This window comes from Saccharopolyspora ipomoeae (assembly GCF_029952525.1).
Lineage (GTDB): Bacteria > Actinomycetota > Actinomycetes > Mycobacteriales > Pseudonocardiaceae > Saccharopolyspora > Saccharopolyspora ipomoeae.
This window is the reverse complement of the sequence record NZ_JASAOF010000001.1, coordinates 151,842-170,116: the sequence shown is the minus strand read 5'-3', so window position 1 is coordinate 170,116 and position 18,275 is coordinate 151,842. Positions and strand designations below refer to the sequence as shown.

Below are 18,275 nucleotides of genomic sequence, written 5' to 3'. Positions count from 1 at the left end.
GGACGATTCATCTCTTCTTGCGGGTGACCCAGATGGTGATGACGGCGCGGACGACGACCTTGCCGTGCTTGTCGTGGACGTTGACCGGGACGTCGACCTCCTGGCCCTCGTCGCCGAACTCCGGGATCGACTCCAGCTCGGCCACGGCCCGCATGCTCGTCTCGGCCTTGGCGACGTAGTCGACCTGCATCTTCTTCGGCAGCCAGCGGTGCGAGGTGGGCACGGTGGCCTCGGCGACCATGCCCATCGCGACCTCGGCGAGGTTGCACGCGGCGATCGCGTGGTAGGTGCCGATGTGGTTGTGCACGCCCCACCACTTGGGCGAGGTGACCACGCAGCGGCCCGGCTCCATCTCCTGGATCGAGGGCAGCACGGTCCGGAAGTACGGGGCCTTGAGGCTCACGCTCAGCGAGAACAGGGCGCGGCCGCCGGGGACGCCGGACAGCTTGGTCCACAGCGCGTGGGTCGGAGTCTGGGAGCTCATGACCCGAGAGGCTATATTACCCGCCAGTAACCTACGTCCGCCGGTGCTGGAAGTCACGGCAGGAAGCGCTTCGCGAGCTTCCCCGCGCCTTTCAGCAGGGCGTCCTTGAGCGGACCGCCGCTCTCACCCGGGGGCGGCGGAGGTGCCAGCGGCCGGTCGCCCGGGCGGGGAGCGGTGCCCGCGAACTGCATCGCGCGGTAGGGCCAGTTCCGCTCGGTGTTCCACTGGCTCACCACCAGGTGCAGGTCGTCCAGCGTCGAGCCGGGGACGATGTAGCCGCCGTAGAGCTGCGCGACGTGACCGGCCTCGTGGTCCTCGCAACCCCACGCGCAGCCGTGCAGGACCGTGCCCCGGACCGCCTCGTAGAGGTTCGCGGTCGGGCCGTCCAGGTTGAGGACGTCCATCCGGTAGTCGCCCGCGTTGAACAGCGCCAGCAGCCAGCGGTTCTCGACCCGGCGCAGGCACAGCTCGCCGTAGGCGCCGGTGAGCGCGACCGTCGGCGGGTTGCCCCACGCCCACCGGCCGTCGCGGAAGCCCCAGCCCTGCCACGCGGCGGGATCGGTCATCCGGTCGGCGGGCACCCGCTGCAGGATCAGGCCCTTGTCGCGCTGGAACCCGGTGGAGAAGGCGTAGACGAAGCCGTCATCGCCGAGCTCCCAGGTCAGCATCTGGAACAGCCCGCCGTGCGCGTCGCCGGGCCAGGTGGCGCCGGTGTGCTGCCACGTCTCGCCGTTGTCGACCGAGCGGTGGATCTCCGTCCAGTGCACGTTGCCCAGCCCCTGGCACACCATGACGTGCAGGAACATCTCGCGGCCGACGGTGATCAGGTCCGTCGGCAGCACGGTCGAGACCGGACGACCGTGGATCACCGAATCGTGCTGGTAGGGCAGCGCCTGGTCGGCGTAGTCGCTGCGCGGGCCGAGCGAACCCGTCCACCGGATGCCGCTGCGCGCGCTGCCGGCGTCGCCGAAGACCACCACCGGCGAGCGCCAGCCCGGGCCGCCGACACCGGCCCGGTCGAAGGTGTCGCCGAACACCGCCACCAGTCTGCCGTCCGGCGCGACCGCGGTGACCCCCAGGTCGGTGCCGCCGATGCCCAGGTGGTCGGTGATTCCCGGTCCGGTGAGGTCCTTGACCTTGCGCAACGCGCCGCCCTTCTCGTCGGGTTCGTCCTCCCCCCCCGACCGTACGTGCCGCGACGCGACGGGCGCTGCGGTGAGGTGGGGCCCGGTCGGCCCCACCTCACCGGCCACGCGCTGGGGTCACTCGTGCTTGACCCTGGTGACCAGGATGGTCGTTCCGAGCTCGCCGCCGCAGTCGACGACGACCGGGCCCGCGCCGTGGCCGATGCCGTGGCGCAACCTGCCCCTCGCCTCGAACTCCTCGGGGCCGGCCTCGACGATCGTGATGTCCTCGAGCACCTGGTTGTCGGTGAGCCCGGCGAAGACGGCCCGCAGCCCGGTACCGCCGCCGCAGTGCCCGGTGATGGTGACCTCCTGGTTCGGTTCGGTCACGGGATTGGGTGTCACCTGGACGACGGCACGCGCACCGCGCGGTGGCGTGACGTCGCTCTTCGGTGTGTCGGTCAAAGAATCTCCTCCGATGTCAACCGATTTCGCGTATCGCGATGCGATCCACGTCGATCAACACTGCGCCGCGAACCGCCGGGCGACATCGGGAACATCCCTGAGCGCCACCCCGAACCGGCCCCCGTGGTGGGGCTCAGCTCGCCAGACCGGAATGGCGTTTGCCGTAGGCGAAGTAGACGCCGAGGCCGAGGAGCATCCACGCGCCGAAGGCGAGCCAGGTCGGTGCGCCGAGGCTGAACATCAGGTAGCAGCAGGACAGCACGCCGAGCGCCGGGACGAGCGGCACCAGCGGGGCGCGGAACGAGCGGTGCAGCTCCGGGCTGCGGCGCCGCAGCACCACCACCGCGAGGTTGACCAGGGCGAACGCGAACAGGGTGCCGATGCTGGTGGCGTCGGCGAGCTCGCCGAGCGGGACCACCGCGGCGAGCACCGCGATGAAGCCCGACACCAGCAGCGTGTTCGCCCGCGGCACGCCGGTGCGCGGGTGGATCCGCGAGAACATCGGCGGCACCAGGCCGTCCCGCGACATCGAGAACAGGATCCGGGTCTGCCCGTACAGGACCGTGAGCACCACGCTGGCCACCGCGACGATCGCGCCCGCCGACAGCAGGATCGAACCCGTCGTGCCGCCCAGCACCTTGCTCAGCGCCGCCTCGGTGCCCTCGAACTCCGTCCAGTGCATGGCGCCGACCGCGGCCAGCGCCACGAGGCAGTACAGCACCGTGACCAGCACCAGAGACAGCATGATCGCGCGCGGCAGGTCGCGCTGCGGGTCGCGGGCCTCGGACCCGGCGGTGGAAGCGGCGTCGAAACCGATGTAGGAGAAGAACAGCTTGCCCGCCGCCGCGCTCACCCCGCCCATGCCCAGCGGCAGCAGCGGCGAGAAGTTGCCGTCCTGCACGGCGGTGAACGCCAGGACGCAGAACAGCACCAGCGTCGCCGTCTTGATCAGCACCATCGCGGTGTTCACCCGCGCGCTCTCCCGCGCACCGCCCAGCAGCGCGACCATCGCCAGCACCACCACCGCGGCCGCCGGCACGTTGAGGATTCCGCCGTCGCCCGGCGGCGCGCTCAGCGACTCCGGCAGCGACACGCCCACCAGCAGCTGGAGGAGCTCGTTGACGTACTGGCCCCAGCCGACCGCCACGGCCGCGACCGACACGCCGTACTCCAGCATCAGGCACCAGCCGCACACCCAGGCCGCCAGCTCGCCCATCGTCGCGTAGGCGTAGGAGTACGAGGAGCCCGCGACCGGGATCATGCCCGCCAGCTCGGCGTAGGACAGCGCCGAGAGCAGCGCGGTGACGCCGGCGATGACGAACGCCAGCGCCACACCGGGGCCGGCCAGCGGCACGGCTTCGCCCAACACCACGAAGATGCCGGTGCCCAGCGTGGCGCCGACGCTGAGCATCGTCAGCTGCCACAACCCCAGCGAGCGCCGCAGCTCCCCGCCCTGACCCCGCCCGCTGTCGGCGACGAGATCGGCGACGGGCTTGCGCCGCAGCAGCTGCGTTCGCAGGCCGTTCCCCGATCCCCGCGACGGCGCGAGAGCGTCCTCCACCACGAAATCCTCCACTGTGGACGCCCTAGGCGCCCGTCCGGATGTGCTCTGCCGCACTTCGCTGGCGCGACACGTTAGCGAGCCGAGCGCGTACTTCAGAAGCCGCATTCGTTGCGGAGCGAACCGCCCCCGCGTTCGAACGTTGCACGCGATCCGGGAACCTCTCCCGGAATCCCTTTCATCCGGATCGTCGCTCGTCGGAAGAACGACGTCGGGCGCCCCGCGCGCACGCCAAATGTTCCTGAAATTCACCGGTGGTCGATGCTTTCCCGGTGAGCAGGTGGCGTGCCGCGATTCCGCTTTCGGCCGAGGTTCGGAAAAGTCCGCCGAAGTGAACGAGTGCTTAGCCCGAAAGGATGAGTTGAGCTCGGAATGCCGAATGGCGGCAGCGGAGTGTTGTAATGCAGAGCAACGGTATGCCCCGGATGATTCACCCGCCGTACTGCGACTGCGAAGCGGGCACCGACGATGGGGTCGTCATGCGAGAATGCTCTCGTCGGTTCGCGCGGACCACTAGTATGGTCGCGAAAACTTCGTGCCGAAGCGGGTGTTCGCGGAGGGGGATCCCATGCCTCGCTTGTGGGAAGCCGACCCGGCGGCGTCGTTCAAGAGACGGCTGGGCAAATCGGCGCTGGAACTCGGCGCCACGGAGAACGATCCGACGTGCCCCGATGTCTGGGAGCTCGACAACGGCGATGTCGCGGTGATCGGCCGGGATCTCACCGATTCCTACGAAGGGCGATTGCCCGAGGGCGTCGACGTGGGCGAGGACGAACGGCTCGTCGTCATTCCCGGACGCATGATGCGATCCGCGAAGGTGGATATTCCCGATGAGTGAGGCGATCGCGCAGATCTCGGGTGAGGAGCTCACTCTCGACGAGTACATCCGGGATTTCAACGAGAGGTTCTGGAGCACCGCCAACACCGGTGGGTGGAAGCTCGAACGCAGGCAGACCTTCCGGCAGCCGGAGAGCGCCAGCTGGACCGCGTTCGACCAGGGCGACTGGGACCGCGCGCTGCGGCTCATCGAGGAGCGGCGGCCGGAGATGCGCGAGTACTACCGGCGGATCGCCGAGCACGGCTTCGAGGTTCGCAGGCTCCGCGTCGTCGAACGCCCGCTCAGCCCCTACCTGATCTGGGAGTTGAACTCGCTGCGCCTCCGCGAGGAGTTCGGCGACTGGATCCGGGTGATCGACGCCGACCGGCTCACCGCCCTGGAGGAGAACGGCCCGCTCCCGGAGCTGTTCGTCATCGGCCCGGACACCGTGTACGAGGTCGTCTACGACGACGAGGGCATCGCGGTGGGGGCGATCAGGTCCGTGGACGCCGCGGAGGCGAAGAAGGCGATTCGCTTCATCCGATCCACCTACGACCGGGGTGAAGCGCTCTCGGAGTTCTTCGACCGGGAGGTCGCCGGGATCAGGCCGCCGGGAACCGGATGACCGGCTGAACGTCTCGGGGTGGGCGATGCGCGAGCAGGACGGCGACAACCCCCGCAACGATCTCTCCGGAGCGGCCAACGAGGTCGTGCAGGCAGGGAACGTCAGCGGCGGCATCCACTTCCACGGCTGGGGTCCCGCCGAGGAGGGCGTGCCCCGCCAATTGCCCGCCGACGCGCGCGGTTTCGTCAACCGGCGGGACGAGCTCCGGCGGCTCGACGTCATCATCGAGAACGCGTCCGGCAGCCACGCGCCGTGCGTTCTGGTCGGCACCGCCGGCGTCGGCAAGACCTCGCTGGCCGTGCACTGGGCGCACCGGGTTGCCCACCGCTTCCCGGACGGGCAGCTCTACGTCAACCTGCACGGGTACGACCCGGGGCCGCCGGTCACCCCGTCCGAGGTGCTGGGCCGATTCCTGCGGACGCTGGGCGCGGCGCCCGAGAGCATCCCCTCCGACGTGGAGTCCCGGTCGGCGCTCTACCGCTCGTTGCTGGCCGGGCGCCGGATGCTGATCGTGCTGGACAACGCGGCGACCGTGAGCCAGGTCAGGCCGCTGCTGCCGGGCACCGGAGCCTGCTTGGTGCTGGTCACGAGCCGGAGCAGGCTGTCCGGTCTGGTCGCCCGGGACGGGGCCTACCGTGTGGCGCTCGACGTGTTGCCCCAAGATGAGGCCGTGGATTTGCTTCGGGTGCTGGCCGACGGCCATCGGCTGCAGGACGACTCGGGCGAGCTCGTGGAGCTGGCCCGGCTGTGCGCGCGGTTGCCGCTGGCGCTGCGCATCGCCGCCGAACGCGCGGTCAGCAGACCGTCGATGCCGCTGCGCGACCTCATCGCCGAGCTGCGCGACGAATCGGCCCTCTGGGACGCCTTGACCGCTGGTGACGACGACGAGTCCGATGCCGTGCGCACCGTGTTCGCCTGGTCCTACCGCGCCCTGTCGCCCGAGACCGGCAGGCTCTTCCGGCTGCTGGGCCTGCACCCGGGACGGGTCTTCGGGGCGGGCGCGGCGGCGGCGCTGGCGGACCTGCCGTTGAACCGGACGCGAAGGCTGCTGGACGACCTGGTCGGCGCGCACCTGCTCGAACACCCGGACCCCGACCGGTACCGCTTCCACGACCTGCTGCGCGCCTACGCCACCGACCAGGCGCGGGCCGAGGAGACCGCCGAGACGGCGCGGGCAGCGCTGCGCCGAACCCTCGTCTGGTACCTGCGGGCCGCCGACCGGGCGGTGGCGGTGGTGGCACCGGTGTTCCGGCGGCCGGAGCTGCCCGACGAGGGCGAGTCGGAACTGCCGGTGTTCGACACGCACGCCGAGGCGATCGACTGGTTCGAACGCGAGCGCGACAACCTGGTCGACGCGACGCGGGTGGCCGACGAGGCCGCGATGCCCGAGCTCGCGTGGCGGCTCGCGGAACTGCTCCGCGCGGTGTTCGCGCTGCGCAACCGGTTCGACGACTGGTTCGAGACCAGCCGGATCGGGCTCGGTGCCGCCCGCCAGCTGCAGGACCGCCACGCCGAGGCCGGGATGCTGGAGAGCCTGGGCAAGGCCCACACCCAGTCCGCGCAGTTCGCCGAGGGCATCCGCTACCAGACCGCCGCCCTGGAGATCCGGCGCGAGCTGGGGGACCGGCGCGGCGAGCTCAACTCCACCAACGCCATCGCGATGGCCCACTTCCGGGGGCGGGATCTCGACCGCGCGGCGACCGGGTTCGAGCGGGCGCGGGAGATCGCGCGGGAACTCGACGACGAGCACTGGATCGCCATCTCCACCAACAACATCGGCAACGTCCACCTCGGACTGGAGAACTTCGAGGAGGCCGGTGAGCTCCTCCGGGAAGCCCTGGAGATCTACCGGCGCCGAGGCGATCACGGCGGTGAGGGCGACGCGTTGCGCGGGTTGAGCTGCGCGCACCGCGGCGCGGGCAGACCGGGTGCGGCCCGCGAGCACGCCGAGGCGGCGGTGGCGATCGCCCACCGCTGCGAGAACCAGGCGTGGGAGGCGTTCTGGCTGCTGGAGCTGGGCAGGGCGCAGGTCGGACTCGGGTCGCTGTCGGAGGCGCTGGAGTCCTACCAGCGGGCGGCGTCGAAGCAGCGGCGCCTCGGCGACCGCGCCCGGGAAGCGGAGGCGCTGGACGCGACCGGCGAGGTCTACGCGTTGCTGGAGCGCTCGGAGGAGGCGATGAGCTTCTACAAGCTGGCGCTGACCGCGTTCCGGGAGCTCGGGGACGAGTGGCGCACCGCGCTCGTGCTCGATCACCTCGGCGACGCGCTCAGCGCCACCGGCGCGCTCGCCGAAGCGCGCACCCACCGGAGCGAGGCCGTCGGCCTGCTGGGAAGCTTCACCGACCCTCCGGCGAGGCGGATGCTCGCCCGGCTGCGAGCCGCGATCTCCTGACCCCGTTCTCGCTGGTAGCGGGTAGGGTCGGGGTTTTCGGGAGAGGTGGGTACTTCGTGGGTGCGCGGTTCGAGGAGTTGGATTGGCAGGAGACGCCGATCGGGGCGATCAGCCTGCGGCGTCGGCGGGATCCCGCGCTCGACGTGGACGTGTTCGAGGTGAAGCTCGACGACGAGTACCTGATGTCGAGCCTGTTCACCGTCGCCGAGGAGGAGCTCGCCCGGCTCGGGCTGGCCGCGGTGCCGGGTTCGGAGCTCGACGTCGTGGTCGGCGGTCTCGGGCTCGGCTGCACCGCGCGGGCGGCGCTGGAGGATCAGCGCGTCCGGTCGCTGCTGGTGGTCGAGGGGCTCGGCGAGGTGATCGAGTGGCACGAGCGCGGCCTGCTCCCGCTGGCCCCGGAACTCACCGGGGACGCGCGGAACCGGTTCCTGCACGGCGACTTCTTCGCGCTAGCGGCCTCCGCCGAGGGTTTCGACGGGGGACGCGCGTTCGACGCGATCCTCCTCGACATCGACCACTCCCCGCAGAACGTCCTCGACGGCGGTCACGCCGACTTCTACACCCCCGACGGCCTCCGGCGGATGGCCGCGCACCTGCGGCCAGGCGGGGTCTTCGCCCTCTGGTCCGACGACCCGCCGGAAGACGGCTTCGTCGCCGTCCTCGACGAGGTCTTCGACGACGTCACCGCCCACGTGGTCACCTTCGACAACCACTACACGCGCGGCACCTCCGCCAACACCGTCTACGTCGCCGTCACCCGCTGACCACCCGGTGCCGAAACGCCGTTCTTCGCGGCGCGAATGCAGCGGTTCCCGACGGGTGTCATGATCGTCGTGCGAGGAGTGATCAGCCGGTCTCGGCGGCCCGCTTGATGTGCTGGAGGGTGGCGGCCATGCCGGTCTCCAGCTCGTCGGCGTGGCCGTTCTCGCCGCCCAGTGCGAGGTTGGCGAAGAGCGTGCTGATCTTCGGGAGCGCTCGGACGAGCTCGCGGCGCTGGACCAGCCGGGTGCCGGAGCCGGTCGCTTCGAGCTCGAAGAGCCAGCGGGCGCCGCTGGTGGTGGTCACCCACGCCAACCGCCGGTGCGGTTCGAAGATCGTCACGACGTTGCGCGTGGGCCAGACCGCGGCCTTGCGCCGGTTGACGCCCAGGAACCACTGCCCCGCGCGGAACCCGCCCGGCTTGAGCGGCAGCATCGCCACCAGCTCCGGGCTCGCCTCGGCGTGGGTGCCGGTGCGCGTCAGCAGCTCCCACACGCGCTCCGGCGGAGCCTCGATGACGACCTCCGCGCGCATGTCCCGATCCACTTCGGCCACGGCGTACCCCTCGCGTCGACTTCGCCGCACCCTAAGCGACACCGGCCGACCCCTACAAGGATCACCGCATGTGCAGGCCTCCGTTGATGTCCCAGCACGCGCCGGTGACCGAGTGGGCCGCCGGGGAGGCCAGCAGGGCGACCGCGTCGGCGACGAAGGCGGGGTCGCCGAGCCTGCCGACCGGGATCGCGCGCTGGAACGCCTCCAGGTTCCGCTCGCCGACGATGGCGCGGACCGTCGGCGAGTCCTGCGGGCCGGGGGAGACGGCGTTGACCGTCACGCCCCGGGCGGCGAGCTCGCGGGCGAAGACCTTCGTGGCCGACATGATCGCGCCCTTCGACGACGCGTAGTGGCCCCCGGTGGCCGTCCCGCCGTTCTGCCCGGCCAGCGATGCCATGTTCACGATCCGGCCGTATCCCTGCTCGGCCATGTGCTGGCCGAAGATCTGGCAGGCGTGGAAGGTGCCGGTGAAGTTGACCGCCATGACCTCCTCCAGCTCCTCCGGGCCGATCTCGAGCAGCGGCGTGGCCCGCGTGCGCGCCGCGTTGTTCACCAGCACCTGGACCGGCCCGAACTCGGCGCGCACCGACTCCAGGAGGCCGACCAGCGCCGCCCGGTCGGTGACGTCGGCGGTGTGCCCGCGCGCGGTCGCGGGGTCCAGCGCGGCGGCCAGGTCCCGGGCGCCCTCGCCGTCGACGTCGGCGATCGCCACCGCGTGCCCGTCCGCGTGCAAGCGCCGGGCGATCACCGCGCCCAGCCCGCTCGCGCCGCCGGTGACCACGGCCGTCACAGCAGGAATCCCGCTGCCGGAACGGCATCGTCGCTGTTGACCAGACGAACCACCTTGCGGGCCAACGTGTCCTCGGTTCCCAGCCGGATCGTGTAGTCCACGTCCGCCGCCCACAGGTCGTGGGTGCCGCGCTTGTAGGCCACCAGCACCTGCGCGGCGCGCAGCGACACCTCGGCGTCGGAGACCCTGGTGGTGGTGAAGCGGGAGACCGTGCGGACCGTGACCGCCGAATCCACGGCGGCGATCGCGTAGCCCTCGGTCATCCGGTTCACCCGCAGCCGGCGCATCCGCCGGTCGTCGTAGACCATGTTGAGCACGTCGTCGAACTCCTCGGCGTCGCGGTCGATCGGGACGACGTAGATCCCGTCGTCGGCGTAGAGCTCCTGCCAGGCCGCGTAGTCCTTGCGGTCGAGCAGCTCGGCCTCCCGCCACACCAGCGCGATCGCGCGGGTCACCCGCGCGTCCACCGGGTTCCGCACCTCAGTCATCGGCCATCATCGCCTTCCACTGCGCGTAGGCAGCGCGCATGCCGGTCTCGTCGGTGACGTGCGAGGTCGGCCAGCCCTCCGGCGACGGCTCCTCGCGGCCCAGACCCCGGTTGACCATGATCGGCATCTCCGGGGCGCCCGCCGCGCCCCGCTGCACCCGGTCCCAGCCCTCGGCGTCGTCGGGCGTGCCGAACCCGAACGGTCCCTGGAAGTGCTCGTGGGCGCGCAGCCGCTCGCGGTTGACCGGGCCGGTGATCTCCGGCGGCCCGTCCGGGCCGATCGCGATGTGCTCGATCTCCGTCTCGCCGACGCCGATCGGCCTCAGCACCCGGAAGAACGAGATCGAGCACGACACGTTCGGGAAAAGGTTGAGGTTGAACCCGGTGCCGTGCATCGCGCGCACCAGCCGCCGGATCTCGGCCGCCTCGACGCCCTCCGACTCCAGCCGCCCGATGAGACCCGCGAAGCGGTCCTGCAGCTTCTCCGTGCCGTCGTCGGCGTCGAGGTCGGAGTGCTCGGGCACCATCTGCATCACCGAGTGCCCGTTGCCGAGGGCGTGCGTGATGGCCCGCGGGTCGGTCATGAAGCTCATCATGTTCGCCGTCTCGGCGTCCACCGACGCCATCCAGGACCGGTGCACGATGGGGAAGTGGTAGCCGTCGGTGGTGTTCTCCAGCTGGATCTTCCAGTTCCCGCTGAACCGGAACCGGTGCGTGCCCAGCACTTTCACCGGATACCCGCCGCCCTGCCGCATGAACCGGTCGATCCAGCCCCGCGCGTCGCCCAGGAACTCGGCCAGCGGTCCGGCGTCCTCGGCGAACGTCGCGAAGATCATCCCGCCGTAGGACTCGGTGCGCAGCCGCTGGAGCCCCATCCCGCTGCGGTCCAGCACCCCGGTGTAGCCGTCCGGGTAGGGGACACCGCGCAGCGACCCGTCCAGGCCGTAGGACCACGCGTGGTACGGGCAGGTGAAACCGTTGGCGCGCCCGGACTTCCGCTCGCACACGCTGGCGCCCCGGTGGCGGCAGCGGTTGAGCACCGTGCGGACCTCGCCGCGGCGGTCGCGGGTGACGATCACCGGCTGCCTGCCGACGTGGGTGGACTTGAAGGTGCCCGGCTCGGGCAGCTCGCTGTCGTGGGCGACCCACACCCAGCTGCGTTCGAAGATCCGCGACATCTCCAGCTCGAAGATCGCCGGGTCGGTGTAGATCCGCCCGGCGACCCGGTCGGGCGCGACGAGGTCGGACGGCGCCAGGTCGTGCGCGTTGCTCGCGGTCATCGGGTCACCTCAGTACTCGCGCGGCGTGAGCGCCCGGCCGATCCGGGCTTCGATCTTGGCGTACTTCCACAACTTCCACTCCGATCGTCCGATGTGGACGGTTCGGAACAGGTCGCAGACGGCCTTGACCGTCTCCTGGGAGTCGACGTCGGCCAGCAGGTAGCAGGTCCACGGCCACGTGTCCGACGGGCCGACCAGGTGGCTGTCGTCGTCGATGTCGCCGATGAAGTCCACCCCGGGCAGCGCCTTGATGCCGTCCATCATCGCGACGAACGCCGTCCACACGTCGCCGGCGGTGACGCCGTCGCGGGGCAGGTCGAAGAAGTTCTGGTTGATGCCGATGCAGAACAGCACCCGCAGCGGGGCAGCAGCGGTCATGTCAGCTCCCTGGGTCGAGGTCAGCGGAAACCCGGCACCGTCGGCGGCCGCCCGAGCAGCACGGCCCCGGCGGCGTCGTACATCGAGGGCATCAGGAACGCGTGCAGCGCAGGCACCTGCGAGTCCTGGCGCATCCGCTGCAGCGGGTGGGCGTTGTCGATGGTCGCGGTCCCGGAGAACCCGCACACCTCGTGCACCACCTGCGCCGCGGTCGCCGCCACGTGCGTCGCCGAGAGCCTGACCAGCGCGTTCTGCTCGTCGGAGACGTCCGCGCCGCCGTCGACCGCGCCCCAGACCTCCTCGGCGACCTCGTAGTAGAACGCCCGCGCCGACCGCATCGCCGCCACCGCTTGGGCGTACCCGGTGCGGTAGTAGGCCCGGTCGGCCAGCGGCGGCGCGCCCGTGACGCCGGTGCGTGCCCCCGCCCGCGAGGCGAAATCCAGGGCCGCCCGCGCCACCCCCAGGCCCACCGCGGCGTGCACCTGGGCCTGGTAGCCGATGGCGGGGTAGCGGTACAGCGGCTCGTCCACGCACGGCTCGCCGCCCCGGATGAACGTCCACTCGCGCGGCACCTCCACGCCGTCGACGACCACGTCGAACGAGCCCGAAGCACGCATGCCGGTGACGTCCCAGTCCCGCACGATCTCGACCTGCTCGGGCCGCAGCATCGCCGCGCGCGGCCGGTTGTCGCCGTCGGCGTCGCCGGGGATGCCGACGCTGAGCAGGTCGGCGCCCATGCAGCCGCTGGCGAACCGCCACCGGCCCTCGATCAGGTAGCCGCCGTCGGTGCGGGTGACCGGGTTGACCGGGAACATCGCGCCGCCGTAGACCACGTCCGGCCCATCGGCGTAGAGCTCGGCCTGGGTGTCCAGCGGCAGGCACGCCAGGTAGGTGCCCGCCGAGCCGAAACCGGCCACCCAGCCCGTCGATCCGTCCACCGCCGAGATCCGCTCGACCGCGCGCAGGAACTCCGGCGGCGACATCGGATCGCCGCCGAAGCGGGCCGGGGTGGAGGCGCGGAACAGGCCCAGCTCCTTGAGCCTGCCGACGAAGTCGCGCGGGACGTAGGACTGCGCGTGGAACTCCTCGCGGCGCTCGGCGAGCTCGGCCAGCACCGACTCCCACAGCGCGCCACCGGCGGTTCCCTGGGGCATGGGCACGCTCCTCGTCGTCCGGGTGTGCTTCGACGCTAGGCAGCGACGGCGCGCGAGGACATCGGGATTGCCCAGGTGGCGGGTAGGGGAAATCTTCAGCGACGGTGCCTCAACGGGGATCTAACCTGGGGCGGTGGTGGTCGACCCGCAGGCTCCCGAACTGGTGGACTCCGACTTCGTCGCGATGATGCGCGCCTCCCACCTGTGCGTGCTGATCCACGACGCGGCGACCAAGAACATCCTGTGGGCCAACCCGGCGGCCTGCGCGCTGCTGGAGTGGAGCGTCAGCGAGCTGCGGCCGCTCAAGGCCAACCACATGAGCAGCTCCGCCCAGCAGTACGACCGCGTGATCGGCCGGGCGTGGCTGCAGGACGCGGTCGAGAAGGGCATGAGCCGCATCGAGTGGCACTACCGGTCCAGATCCGGCCGCGTCATCCCCACCGACGCCGTCGCGGTGCGCGTCGAACTGGCCCAGGGACCTGCGGTGATGGTGCAGTTCCGGGACGTCGAGCGGGAGCAGCGGGTGGAGGCCGAGCTGCGCCAGACCACCTCCTACGTCGACGCCCTCGCCCGGCACACCGCGACCGTGGCGTTCATGCTCGACGCCGGCGGAGCGATCCGGTTCGCCACCGACACCGCCCTGGCCCACCTCGGACTGTCCGGTGACACCGACCCGCCCGTCGGGCGGCTGCTGGAGTCCTACGCCCGGCTGCGCCGCGACGGAGCCGAGACCAGCTGGGCGGAGGCGTCCGCCGCGGCCGACCCGGTCGCGCCCGTGCGGCTGGAGATCCCCGGCGCCGAACCCGTGACGCTGGAGGGCGGTCTGGAACGGCTGCGCGACGTCGACGCGTTCCTGATGATCCTGCACGACGTCTCCACCCGGGTGCGCGGCGAGCAGCGGCGCGAACTGGAGCTCCGGCACGAGAACTACCTGGCCCGCTACAACGCGATGGGCGACATGGCGATGGCCATCGCCCACGAGCTCGGCCAGCCGCTGGCCGCCGCGGCCAACTTCCTCGCCGGGGTCCGCGCCCACGCCCACGCGCTCGAAACCTCCGGCCAGGTCCCGGACGGCACCACCGCCGCGCTCGAATACGGGCTGGACAGCGCGAACCGGCAGATCGACCGGGTGTCGGCGATCGTCGGCGCGCTGCGCTCGTTCGTCGGCCACCTCGAACACGTCGAGCAGGTCGTCGACCTCAACGCGGTGCTCGACGAATGCCTCTACTTCGTGCGGTTGCGCGCCGATTCGGCGGGCGTGGAGGTCGTGGTGCGGGCGAGCCCGGAACCGGTCCCGGTGCGCTGCGAACGGGTGCTGACCGGGCAGGTGGTGCTCAACCTGTGCTTCAACGCCATCGACGAGATCGTCGCGGCCGACGCGGAGGACCGGCGCGTCGAGCTGGTCACCGAGACCCGCGAGGACGGCGGCACGGTCACCGTCGCCGACCGGGGACGCGGCGTGCGCGAGGACGTGTTCGCCGACTCCTTCACCAGCAAGGAGCACGGCAGCGGCATCGGACTCGCGCTGAGCCACCGCATCATCAACCGCCAGCACGGCGCCATCTGGTGCGAACCCCGCGACGGCGGAGGCTCCGTCTTCGGCTTCTCGCTGCCGCCCGGGTAGGGGAAAACTTCAGGGTGCGGCGGGGAAATCTCGATACCGGGCGGGTGGTCGGCGGCCGTAGGTTCGCGGGGAAGCCGGTGGGAGGAGGCGGTGTGGCAGATCTGACGGCCGCGCAGCGCGAGTTCCGCGCGGCGATGGCGAACCTGTCGGCCGGGGTCAACATCGTCACCACCGACGGGCCGCGCGGACGGGCCGGCATCACCGTCAGCGCAGCCTGCTCGGTCACCGACGAGCCGCCGACGATGCTGGTGTGCGTGCACCGCGCCAGCCGCGCCCACGACGTGCTCGCGGCCAACGAGCGGGCCTGCGTCAACGTCCTCGGATCCGGTCAGCGGGACCTGGCGCTGCGCTTCGCCGGGGCGCTGCCGATGCACGAGCGGTTCACCGGCGAGGTCTGCGACTTCGCCGAGGTGCCGGTGCTGCGCGACGCGGCCGCCTCGCTGATCGGGCGCTTGAGCCAGGTGCGCGCGCAGGGTTCGCACTCGGTGATGTTCGTCGAGGTCGAGCGGGTGATCACACGCTCCGGCAGCGGCGGCCTCGTGTACTTCCAGCGGGAGTTCCACAGCCTGGCGGGAGCGCGTCGTGGATGACCGGAAGATGACCCTGACCTGCTACGAGGACACCCACGGCTACGGCTGGCGGCACGTCGACCTGTTCGTCCACGACACCGCGGGCCGCGAGCTCGAATGGGTCCACTGGCTCGTCGACGCCGACGGCCCGGACGCCGCCGACGCCGCCACCGCCCGGGTCGAACCCCTCCTGCGCCGCACCACCCCGTGGCACCACGGCATCAGCCCCTCGGGCATGCACTACTGGACGGCCGAAGCCACCTGGACCGAACCCGACCAAACGAAGTTCTCATGAAAACCTCCCCCACCCCAACGTCAACCTCCGATGTCAGTTTTCATGAAAACTTTCCCACCCCGAGGTCGTTCTCCGGTGTCAGTTTTCATGAAAACTGTCTCACTCAATCGAGAGCCGATCGCCTCGTGGTCGATGAAAGGGTTTGGTGAAGAGGGGGTTTCGACTTTTCCTCCTTGGGGTTCCTCGGTTTGGTTGGTTTGGGGGTGGGGGAAGTTTTCATGAAAACTTCGTTCATCTGGACATCGACCTCCGGTGTCAGTTTTCATGAGAACTTCGTGGGGTCAGAGGGGGATCGAGTGGTGGAGGAGGTCTCGGACCAGGGTGCCGAGGCTGTCGGCGTTCGTCTTGGCCTTGATGCGGGCTCGGTGCACGTCAACGGTTTTCACGCTGGTGCCGAGGTTCCGGGCGATGAGCTGGCTGGAGAGGCCGTCGACGACCAGGCGCAGGACCTCGCGCTCGCGCGGGGTGAGGGTCGAGATCCGCTCGCGGACGCGCAGGCGTTCGGCGTGGGCGGTGAAGGACTGCTCGGCCTCGCGCAGCTGGTCCTGGACGACGTCGAGCATGCGCTGCGGTTCGTACGGCTTCTCCAGGAAGTCCACCGCGCCGAGGCGCATCGCGCGCACCGACATCGGGATGTCGCCGTGCGCCGAGCAGAAGATCACCGGCGCCGGGTACTCCCGCTCGAACAGCGCCTCCTGCAGCTGGAACCCGCTCAACCCGGGCATCCGCACGTCGACGATCACCACACCGGGCTCGGCCGGGTCGAACTCGTCGAGGAACCCGGTCGCGTCCGGGTAGGTCAGCGCCTGCACGCCGACCGTCCTGAGCAGGAACACCAGGGACTGCCGGTGCGCCTCGTCGTCGTCGACGATGTGCACCACCGGGGTGGAAGACGTCGTCAAGATCCCTCCAGGCGAACCAGGGAACAGGACAAGACTAGGCAGCCGGAACGGCTCCCGGACAGGTCCGATCTGGTTACGGGTCCAGCAGCACCGACGCCGTCGGGTGGTCGGTGGCGAACCGCGCGGGCAGGGGAGCGATGAGCACGTTCTCGGTGCGCGTGCGGGTGATCTTCCAGCCGTCGGGGTCCCGGCGGAAGGCGTTGTTGAGCCTGCTGGAGCGCAGCACCCCGCTGCCGTCGGCGAACAGCCACGGCTGCAGGTGGATCCACAGCCCGGTCGCCTCGTCGCCGTCCACGCGGATCTGCTCCGAGGTCAGGTAGTGCGCGTTGAGCACCAGCGCCGGCTCCCGGCTCCAGAACCGCTCGAAGTGCGCCCGGATCGCCGCGTGCCCCTCGGCGCGCCCGAACTGGCCGTCGTAGTGCTCGCCCACGCCCTCCCAGACAGCGTCGGGGGCGTAGAGCTCGATGATCCTGTCGATGCGCTCGGCGTCGTCGCGCACCCCGAACTCCGGGCACGGCGTGTCGCACAGGAACAGGTACCGGGCCTGGATCCGGCGGACCTCGGCCTCGGCCTCCAGCACCTCGATCCGCCTGGTCAGCGCGGCGATCGTCGACTCGGTCATGCGGCTCCTCTCGTGCGCGCGGGCGCGGTTTCGGGCAGGGCGAGCAGGCACGGCAGCGACACCAGCAACCCGGCGGCGATGTAGCAGCCGACGGCGGTCGAGCTGCCGGTGACCGCGATCAGCCGGTTGGCGATGACCGGCGCGAGCCCGCCGCCGAGCACGCTGCCGAGCTGGAACGCCAGCCCCACCCCGGACTGCCGCTGCTCGACGCTGAACAGCTCCGAGAAGTAGGTCAGCAGCGGCCCGAACAGGAACCCGCCGAGGGTGAACCCGATGATCACCGCCACCCCCACGGCCAGCGGCGTGCCGATGTCGGCGATCCGGAACATCACCAGCGCGTAGGCCAGCGCGGCCACCGCTCCCGACAGCATCACCGGTTTGCGGCCCAGCCGGTCCGACAACCAGCAGGCCAGCACGATCGTGACCGAGTGGCACAGCAACCCGACGACGCTGCCCAGCACGATCGGCTGCCTCGGCAGCGCGAGGCCCTGCGGTGCGGCGGCGGTGGCGTAGGAGAGCATGAACGTCGCGAGGATGAACATGTTGGCGTTGAGCCCCAGGTTCACCCCGGCCGCCAGCATCAACCGCCGCCAGCCCTCCCGGAGCACCGCTGCGAGAGGGGTTTTCCGGTCGCGCGGCAGCGCCGCGAACTCCGGCGTCTCGGCGACACCGCGCCGCGCCCACACGCCCAGCGCCAGCACGAGCCCGCCGACCAGGAACGGCACCCGCCAGCCCCAGTCGATCACGGGCCCGCATCGGCATCAGCAGGACCAGCGAGAAGGCCAGGTTCGCCAGCAGCTGCCCGAGCGGCGAGCCCAGCGCGGCGAACGACCCGTACAGGCCCCGGCGGTGCGCGGGCGCGTGCTCGACGGCCAGCACCGCCGCGCCCCCGATCTCCCCGCCGCGCGCCAGCCCGTGGAACACGCGCAGCACGATCAGCAGCAGGGGTGCGGTGATCCCGATCGCCAGGTACGAGGGCAGCACGCCCATCAGCAGCGTCGCCGACCCCATCACCGCGAACGTCAGCAGCAGCGAGAACCGGCGCCCGAACCGGTCGCCGACCCAGCCGAACAGCAGCGCTCCGAGCGGTGTGAACAGGAACCCGACGGCGAACGTCGCCAGCCCCAGGAAGGCGCCGAACCACTCGTCGTCGCTGAGGAAGAAGATCTGCCCGAACACCAGGGCCGCGGCGGTGCCGTAGATCGCGAAGTCGTAGAACTCCAGCGTCGCACCCACCCCGCTGGCCAGGCCGATCCGCCCGGCACCGGTGCGCGCGCCGTTCTCGCTGAGCACAGGCATGGCGCGTCCTTCTCGGTCGAGGAACCGCCTCGTGCCGATCAACGCTAGGAAGATCCGCGACCGGTCGCCATCGGTGATTCCCGGTGCGGAGCT

The 18,275-nt window shown here is 70.9% G+C and carries 20 protein-coding genes and 1 pseudogene; 7 read left to right on the top strand and 14 right to left on the bottom strand.

Annotated features, from left to right (window positions below; genetic code table 11):
• Positions 1-7: 7 nt before the first annotated feature.
• The 4 genes from QFW96_RS00875 to QFW96_RS00860 all read right to left on the bottom strand — a co-directional run bounded on the left by QFW96_RS00875 (position 8) and on the right by QFW96_RS00860 (position 3,637).
• Positions 8-484, bottom strand: coding sequence for a hotdog fold domain-containing protein (locus QFW96_RS00875; RefSeq protein WP_281453521.1), 477 nt, complete (start codon positions 482-484; stop codon positions 8-10).
• Between the two features lie 53 nt (positions 485-537).
• Positions 538-1,629, bottom strand: a complete 1,092-nt coding sequence (locus tag QFW96_RS00870) for a glycoside hydrolase family 183 protein (RefSeq protein WP_281453520.1) — start codon at positions 1,627-1,629, stop codon at positions 538-540.
• A gap of 117 nt (positions 1,630-1,746) precedes the next feature.
• Entirely contained in the window at positions 1,747-2,073 is a 327-nt protein-coding gene (locus QFW96_RS00865) for a hypothetical protein (protein ID WP_281453519.1), read from the bottom strand.
• A gap of 133 nt (positions 2,074-2,206) precedes the next feature.
• The gene (locus QFW96_RS00860; RefSeq protein ID WP_281453518.1) at positions 2,207-3,637 is read right to left on the bottom strand and encodes an amino acid permease; all 1,431 of its coding nucleotides are present in this window, start codon (positions 3,635-3,637) and stop codon (positions 2,207-2,209) included.
• A 532-nt stretch (positions 3,638-4,169) separates the two neighbouring features.
• Here QFW96_RS00860 and QFW96_RS00855 point away from each other — a divergent pair.
• The 4 genes from QFW96_RS00855 to QFW96_RS00840 are packed head-to-tail and all read left to right on the top strand — an operon-like array spanning position 4,170 to position 8,232.
• The gene (locus QFW96_RS00855) at positions 4,170-4,472 is read left to right on the top strand and encodes a hypothetical protein (protein WP_281453517.1); all 303 of its coding nucleotides are present in this window, start codon (positions 4,170-4,172) and stop codon (positions 4,470-4,472) included.
• Positions 4,465-5,076, top strand: a complete 612-nt coding sequence (locus QFW96_RS00850; protein WP_281453516.1) for a DUF6879 family protein — start codon at positions 4,465-4,467, stop codon at positions 5,074-5,076. Before QFW96_RS00855 ends, QFW96_RS00850 begins: the two co-directional genes overlap by 8 nt.
• A 25-nt stretch (positions 5,077-5,101) precedes the next feature.
• Positions 5,102-7,468, top strand: a complete 2,367-nt coding sequence (locus QFW96_RS00845; RefSeq protein ID WP_281453515.1) for an ATP-binding protein — start codon at positions 5,102-5,104, stop codon at positions 7,466-7,468.
• 56 nt (positions 7,469-7,524) lie between these two features.
• A complete protein-coding gene (locus tag QFW96_RS00840; RefSeq protein ID WP_281453514.1) occupies positions 7,525-8,232 on the top strand; it encodes a polyamine aminopropyltransferase in 708 nt (235 codons plus the stop codon).
• Positions 8,233-8,314: 82 nt separating this feature from the next.
• Here QFW96_RS00840 and QFW96_RS00835 read toward each other — a convergent pair whose 3' ends face one another.
• The 6 genes from QFW96_RS00835 to QFW96_RS00810 all read right to left on the bottom strand — a co-directional run bounded on the left by QFW96_RS00835 (position 8,315) and on the right by QFW96_RS00810 (position 12,871).
• The gene (locus tag QFW96_RS00835; RefSeq protein WP_281453513.1) at positions 8,315-8,782 is read right to left on the bottom strand and encodes an SRPBCC family protein; all 468 of its coding nucleotides are present in this window, start codon (positions 8,780-8,782) and stop codon (positions 8,315-8,317) included.
• A gap of 61 nt (positions 8,783-8,843) precedes the next feature.
• Complete coding sequence (locus QFW96_RS00830) at positions 8,844-9,572, bottom strand: SDR family NAD(P)-dependent oxidoreductase (RefSeq protein ID WP_343231350.1); 729 nt, start codon at positions 9,570-9,572, stop codon at positions 8,844-8,846.
• Positions 9,569-10,060, bottom strand: a complete 492-nt coding sequence (locus QFW96_RS00825; protein WP_281453512.1) for an aromatic-ring-hydroxylating dioxygenase subunit beta — start codon at positions 10,058-10,060, stop codon at positions 9,569-9,571. The genes QFW96_RS00830 and QFW96_RS00825 overlap by 4 nt, the downstream gene beginning before the upstream one ends.
• Positions 10,053-11,339 carry an aromatic ring-hydroxylating oxygenase subunit alpha gene (locus QFW96_RS00820; protein WP_281453511.1) on the bottom strand — a complete coding sequence of 429 codons (1,287 nt, stop codon included), beginning with the start codon at positions 11,337-11,339 and terminating at the stop codon, positions 10,053-10,055. The genes QFW96_RS00825 and QFW96_RS00820 overlap by 8 nt, the downstream gene beginning before the upstream one ends.
• Positions 11,340-11,348: 9 nt before the next feature.
• A complete protein-coding gene (locus tag QFW96_RS00815) occupies positions 11,349-11,717 on the bottom strand; it encodes a hypothetical protein (RefSeq protein WP_281453510.1) in 369 nt (122 codons plus the stop codon).
• 20 nt (positions 11,718-11,737) lie between these two features.
• Entirely contained in the window at positions 11,738-12,871 is a 1,134-nt protein-coding gene (locus QFW96_RS00810) for an acyl-CoA dehydrogenase family protein (protein ID WP_281453509.1), read from the bottom strand.
• Between the two features lie 133 nt (positions 12,872-13,004).
• Here QFW96_RS00810 and QFW96_RS00805 point away from each other — a divergent pair, with 133 nt between their 5' ends.
• The 3 genes from QFW96_RS00805 to QFW96_RS00795 all read left to right on the top strand — a co-directional run bounded on the left by QFW96_RS00805 (position 13,005) and on the right by QFW96_RS00795 (position 15,359).
• Complete coding sequence (locus tag QFW96_RS00805) at positions 13,005-14,495, top strand: sensor histidine kinase (RefSeq protein ID WP_281453508.1); 1,491 nt, start codon at positions 13,005-13,007, stop codon at positions 14,493-14,495.
• 92 nt (positions 14,496-14,587) lie between these two features.
• Positions 14,588-15,085 (top strand): flavin reductase, encoded by a 498-nt coding sequence (locus QFW96_RS00800; RefSeq protein ID WP_281453507.1) that lies wholly within the window; start codon positions 14,588-14,590, stop codon positions 15,083-15,085.
• The gene (locus tag QFW96_RS00795) at positions 15,078-15,359 is read left to right on the top strand and encodes a hypothetical protein (RefSeq protein WP_281453506.1); all 282 of its coding nucleotides are present in this window, start codon (positions 15,078-15,080) and stop codon (positions 15,357-15,359) included. Before QFW96_RS00800 ends, QFW96_RS00795 begins: the two co-directional genes overlap by 8 nt.
• A 281-nt stretch (positions 15,360-15,640) precedes the next feature.
• Here the strand turns inward: QFW96_RS00795 and QFW96_RS00790 are convergent, their stop codons facing one another.
• From QFW96_RS00790 to QFW96_RS00775, 4 genes and pseudogenes are all read right to left on the bottom strand, one after another.
• Positions 15,641-16,261 carry a response regulator transcription factor gene (locus QFW96_RS00790; RefSeq protein WP_281453505.1) on the bottom strand — a complete coding sequence of 207 codons (621 nt, stop codon included), beginning with the start codon at positions 16,259-16,261 and terminating at the stop codon, positions 15,641-15,643.
• A gap of 73 nt (positions 16,262-16,334) precedes the next feature.
• Positions 16,335-16,883 carry a nuclear transport factor 2 family protein gene (locus tag QFW96_RS00785; protein ID WP_281454007.1) on the bottom strand — a complete coding sequence of 183 codons (549 nt, stop codon included), beginning with the start codon at positions 16,881-16,883 and terminating at the stop codon, positions 16,335-16,337.
• Complete coding sequence (locus QFW96_RS00780; protein ID WP_281453504.1) at positions 16,880-17,629, bottom strand: MFS transporter; 750 nt, start codon at positions 17,627-17,629, stop codon at positions 16,880-16,882. Before QFW96_RS00780 ends, QFW96_RS00785 begins: the two co-directional genes overlap by 4 nt.
• A gap of 82 nt (positions 17,630-17,711) precedes the next feature.
• Positions 17,712-18,182: pseudogene (locus QFW96_RS00775) on the bottom strand (MFS transporter); the annotation flags it as partial.
• Positions 18,183-18,275: the final 93 nt, after the last annotated feature.

Excerpts from the sequence above, each read along its gene's own strand:
- QFW96_RS00810 (WP_281453509.1), bottom strand. The coding sequence starts at position 12,871 with ATGCCCCAGGGAACCGCCGGTGGCGCGCTGTGGGAGTCGGTGCTGGCC.
- QFW96_RS00845 (WP_281453515.1), top strand. The coding sequence starts at position 5,102 with ATGCGCGAGCAGGACGGCGACAACCCCCGCAACGATCTCTCCGGAGCG.
- QFW96_RS00850 (WP_281453516.1), top strand. The coding sequence starts at position 4,465 with ATGAGTGAGGCGATCGCGCAGATCTCGGGTGAGGAGCTCACTCTCGAC.
- QFW96_RS00785 (WP_281454007.1), bottom strand. The coding sequence starts at position 16,883 with ATGACCGAGTCGACGATCGCCGCGCTGACCAGGCGGATCGAGGTGCTG.
- QFW96_RS00875 (WP_281453521.1), bottom strand. The coding sequence starts at position 484 with ATGAGCTCCCAGACTCCGACCCACGCGCTGTGGACCAAGCTGTCCGGC.
- QFW96_RS00825 (WP_281453512.1), bottom strand. The coding sequence starts at position 10,060 with ATGACTGAGGTGCGGAACCCGGTGGACGCGCGGGTGACCCGCGCGATC.
- QFW96_RS00820 (WP_281453511.1), bottom strand. The coding sequence starts at position 11,339 with ATGACCGCGAGCAACGCGCACGACCTGGCGCCGTCCGACCTCGTCGCG.
- QFW96_RS00815 (WP_281453510.1), bottom strand. The coding sequence starts at position 11,717 with ATGACCGCTGCTGCCCCGCTGCGGGTGCTGTTCTGCATCGGCATCAAC.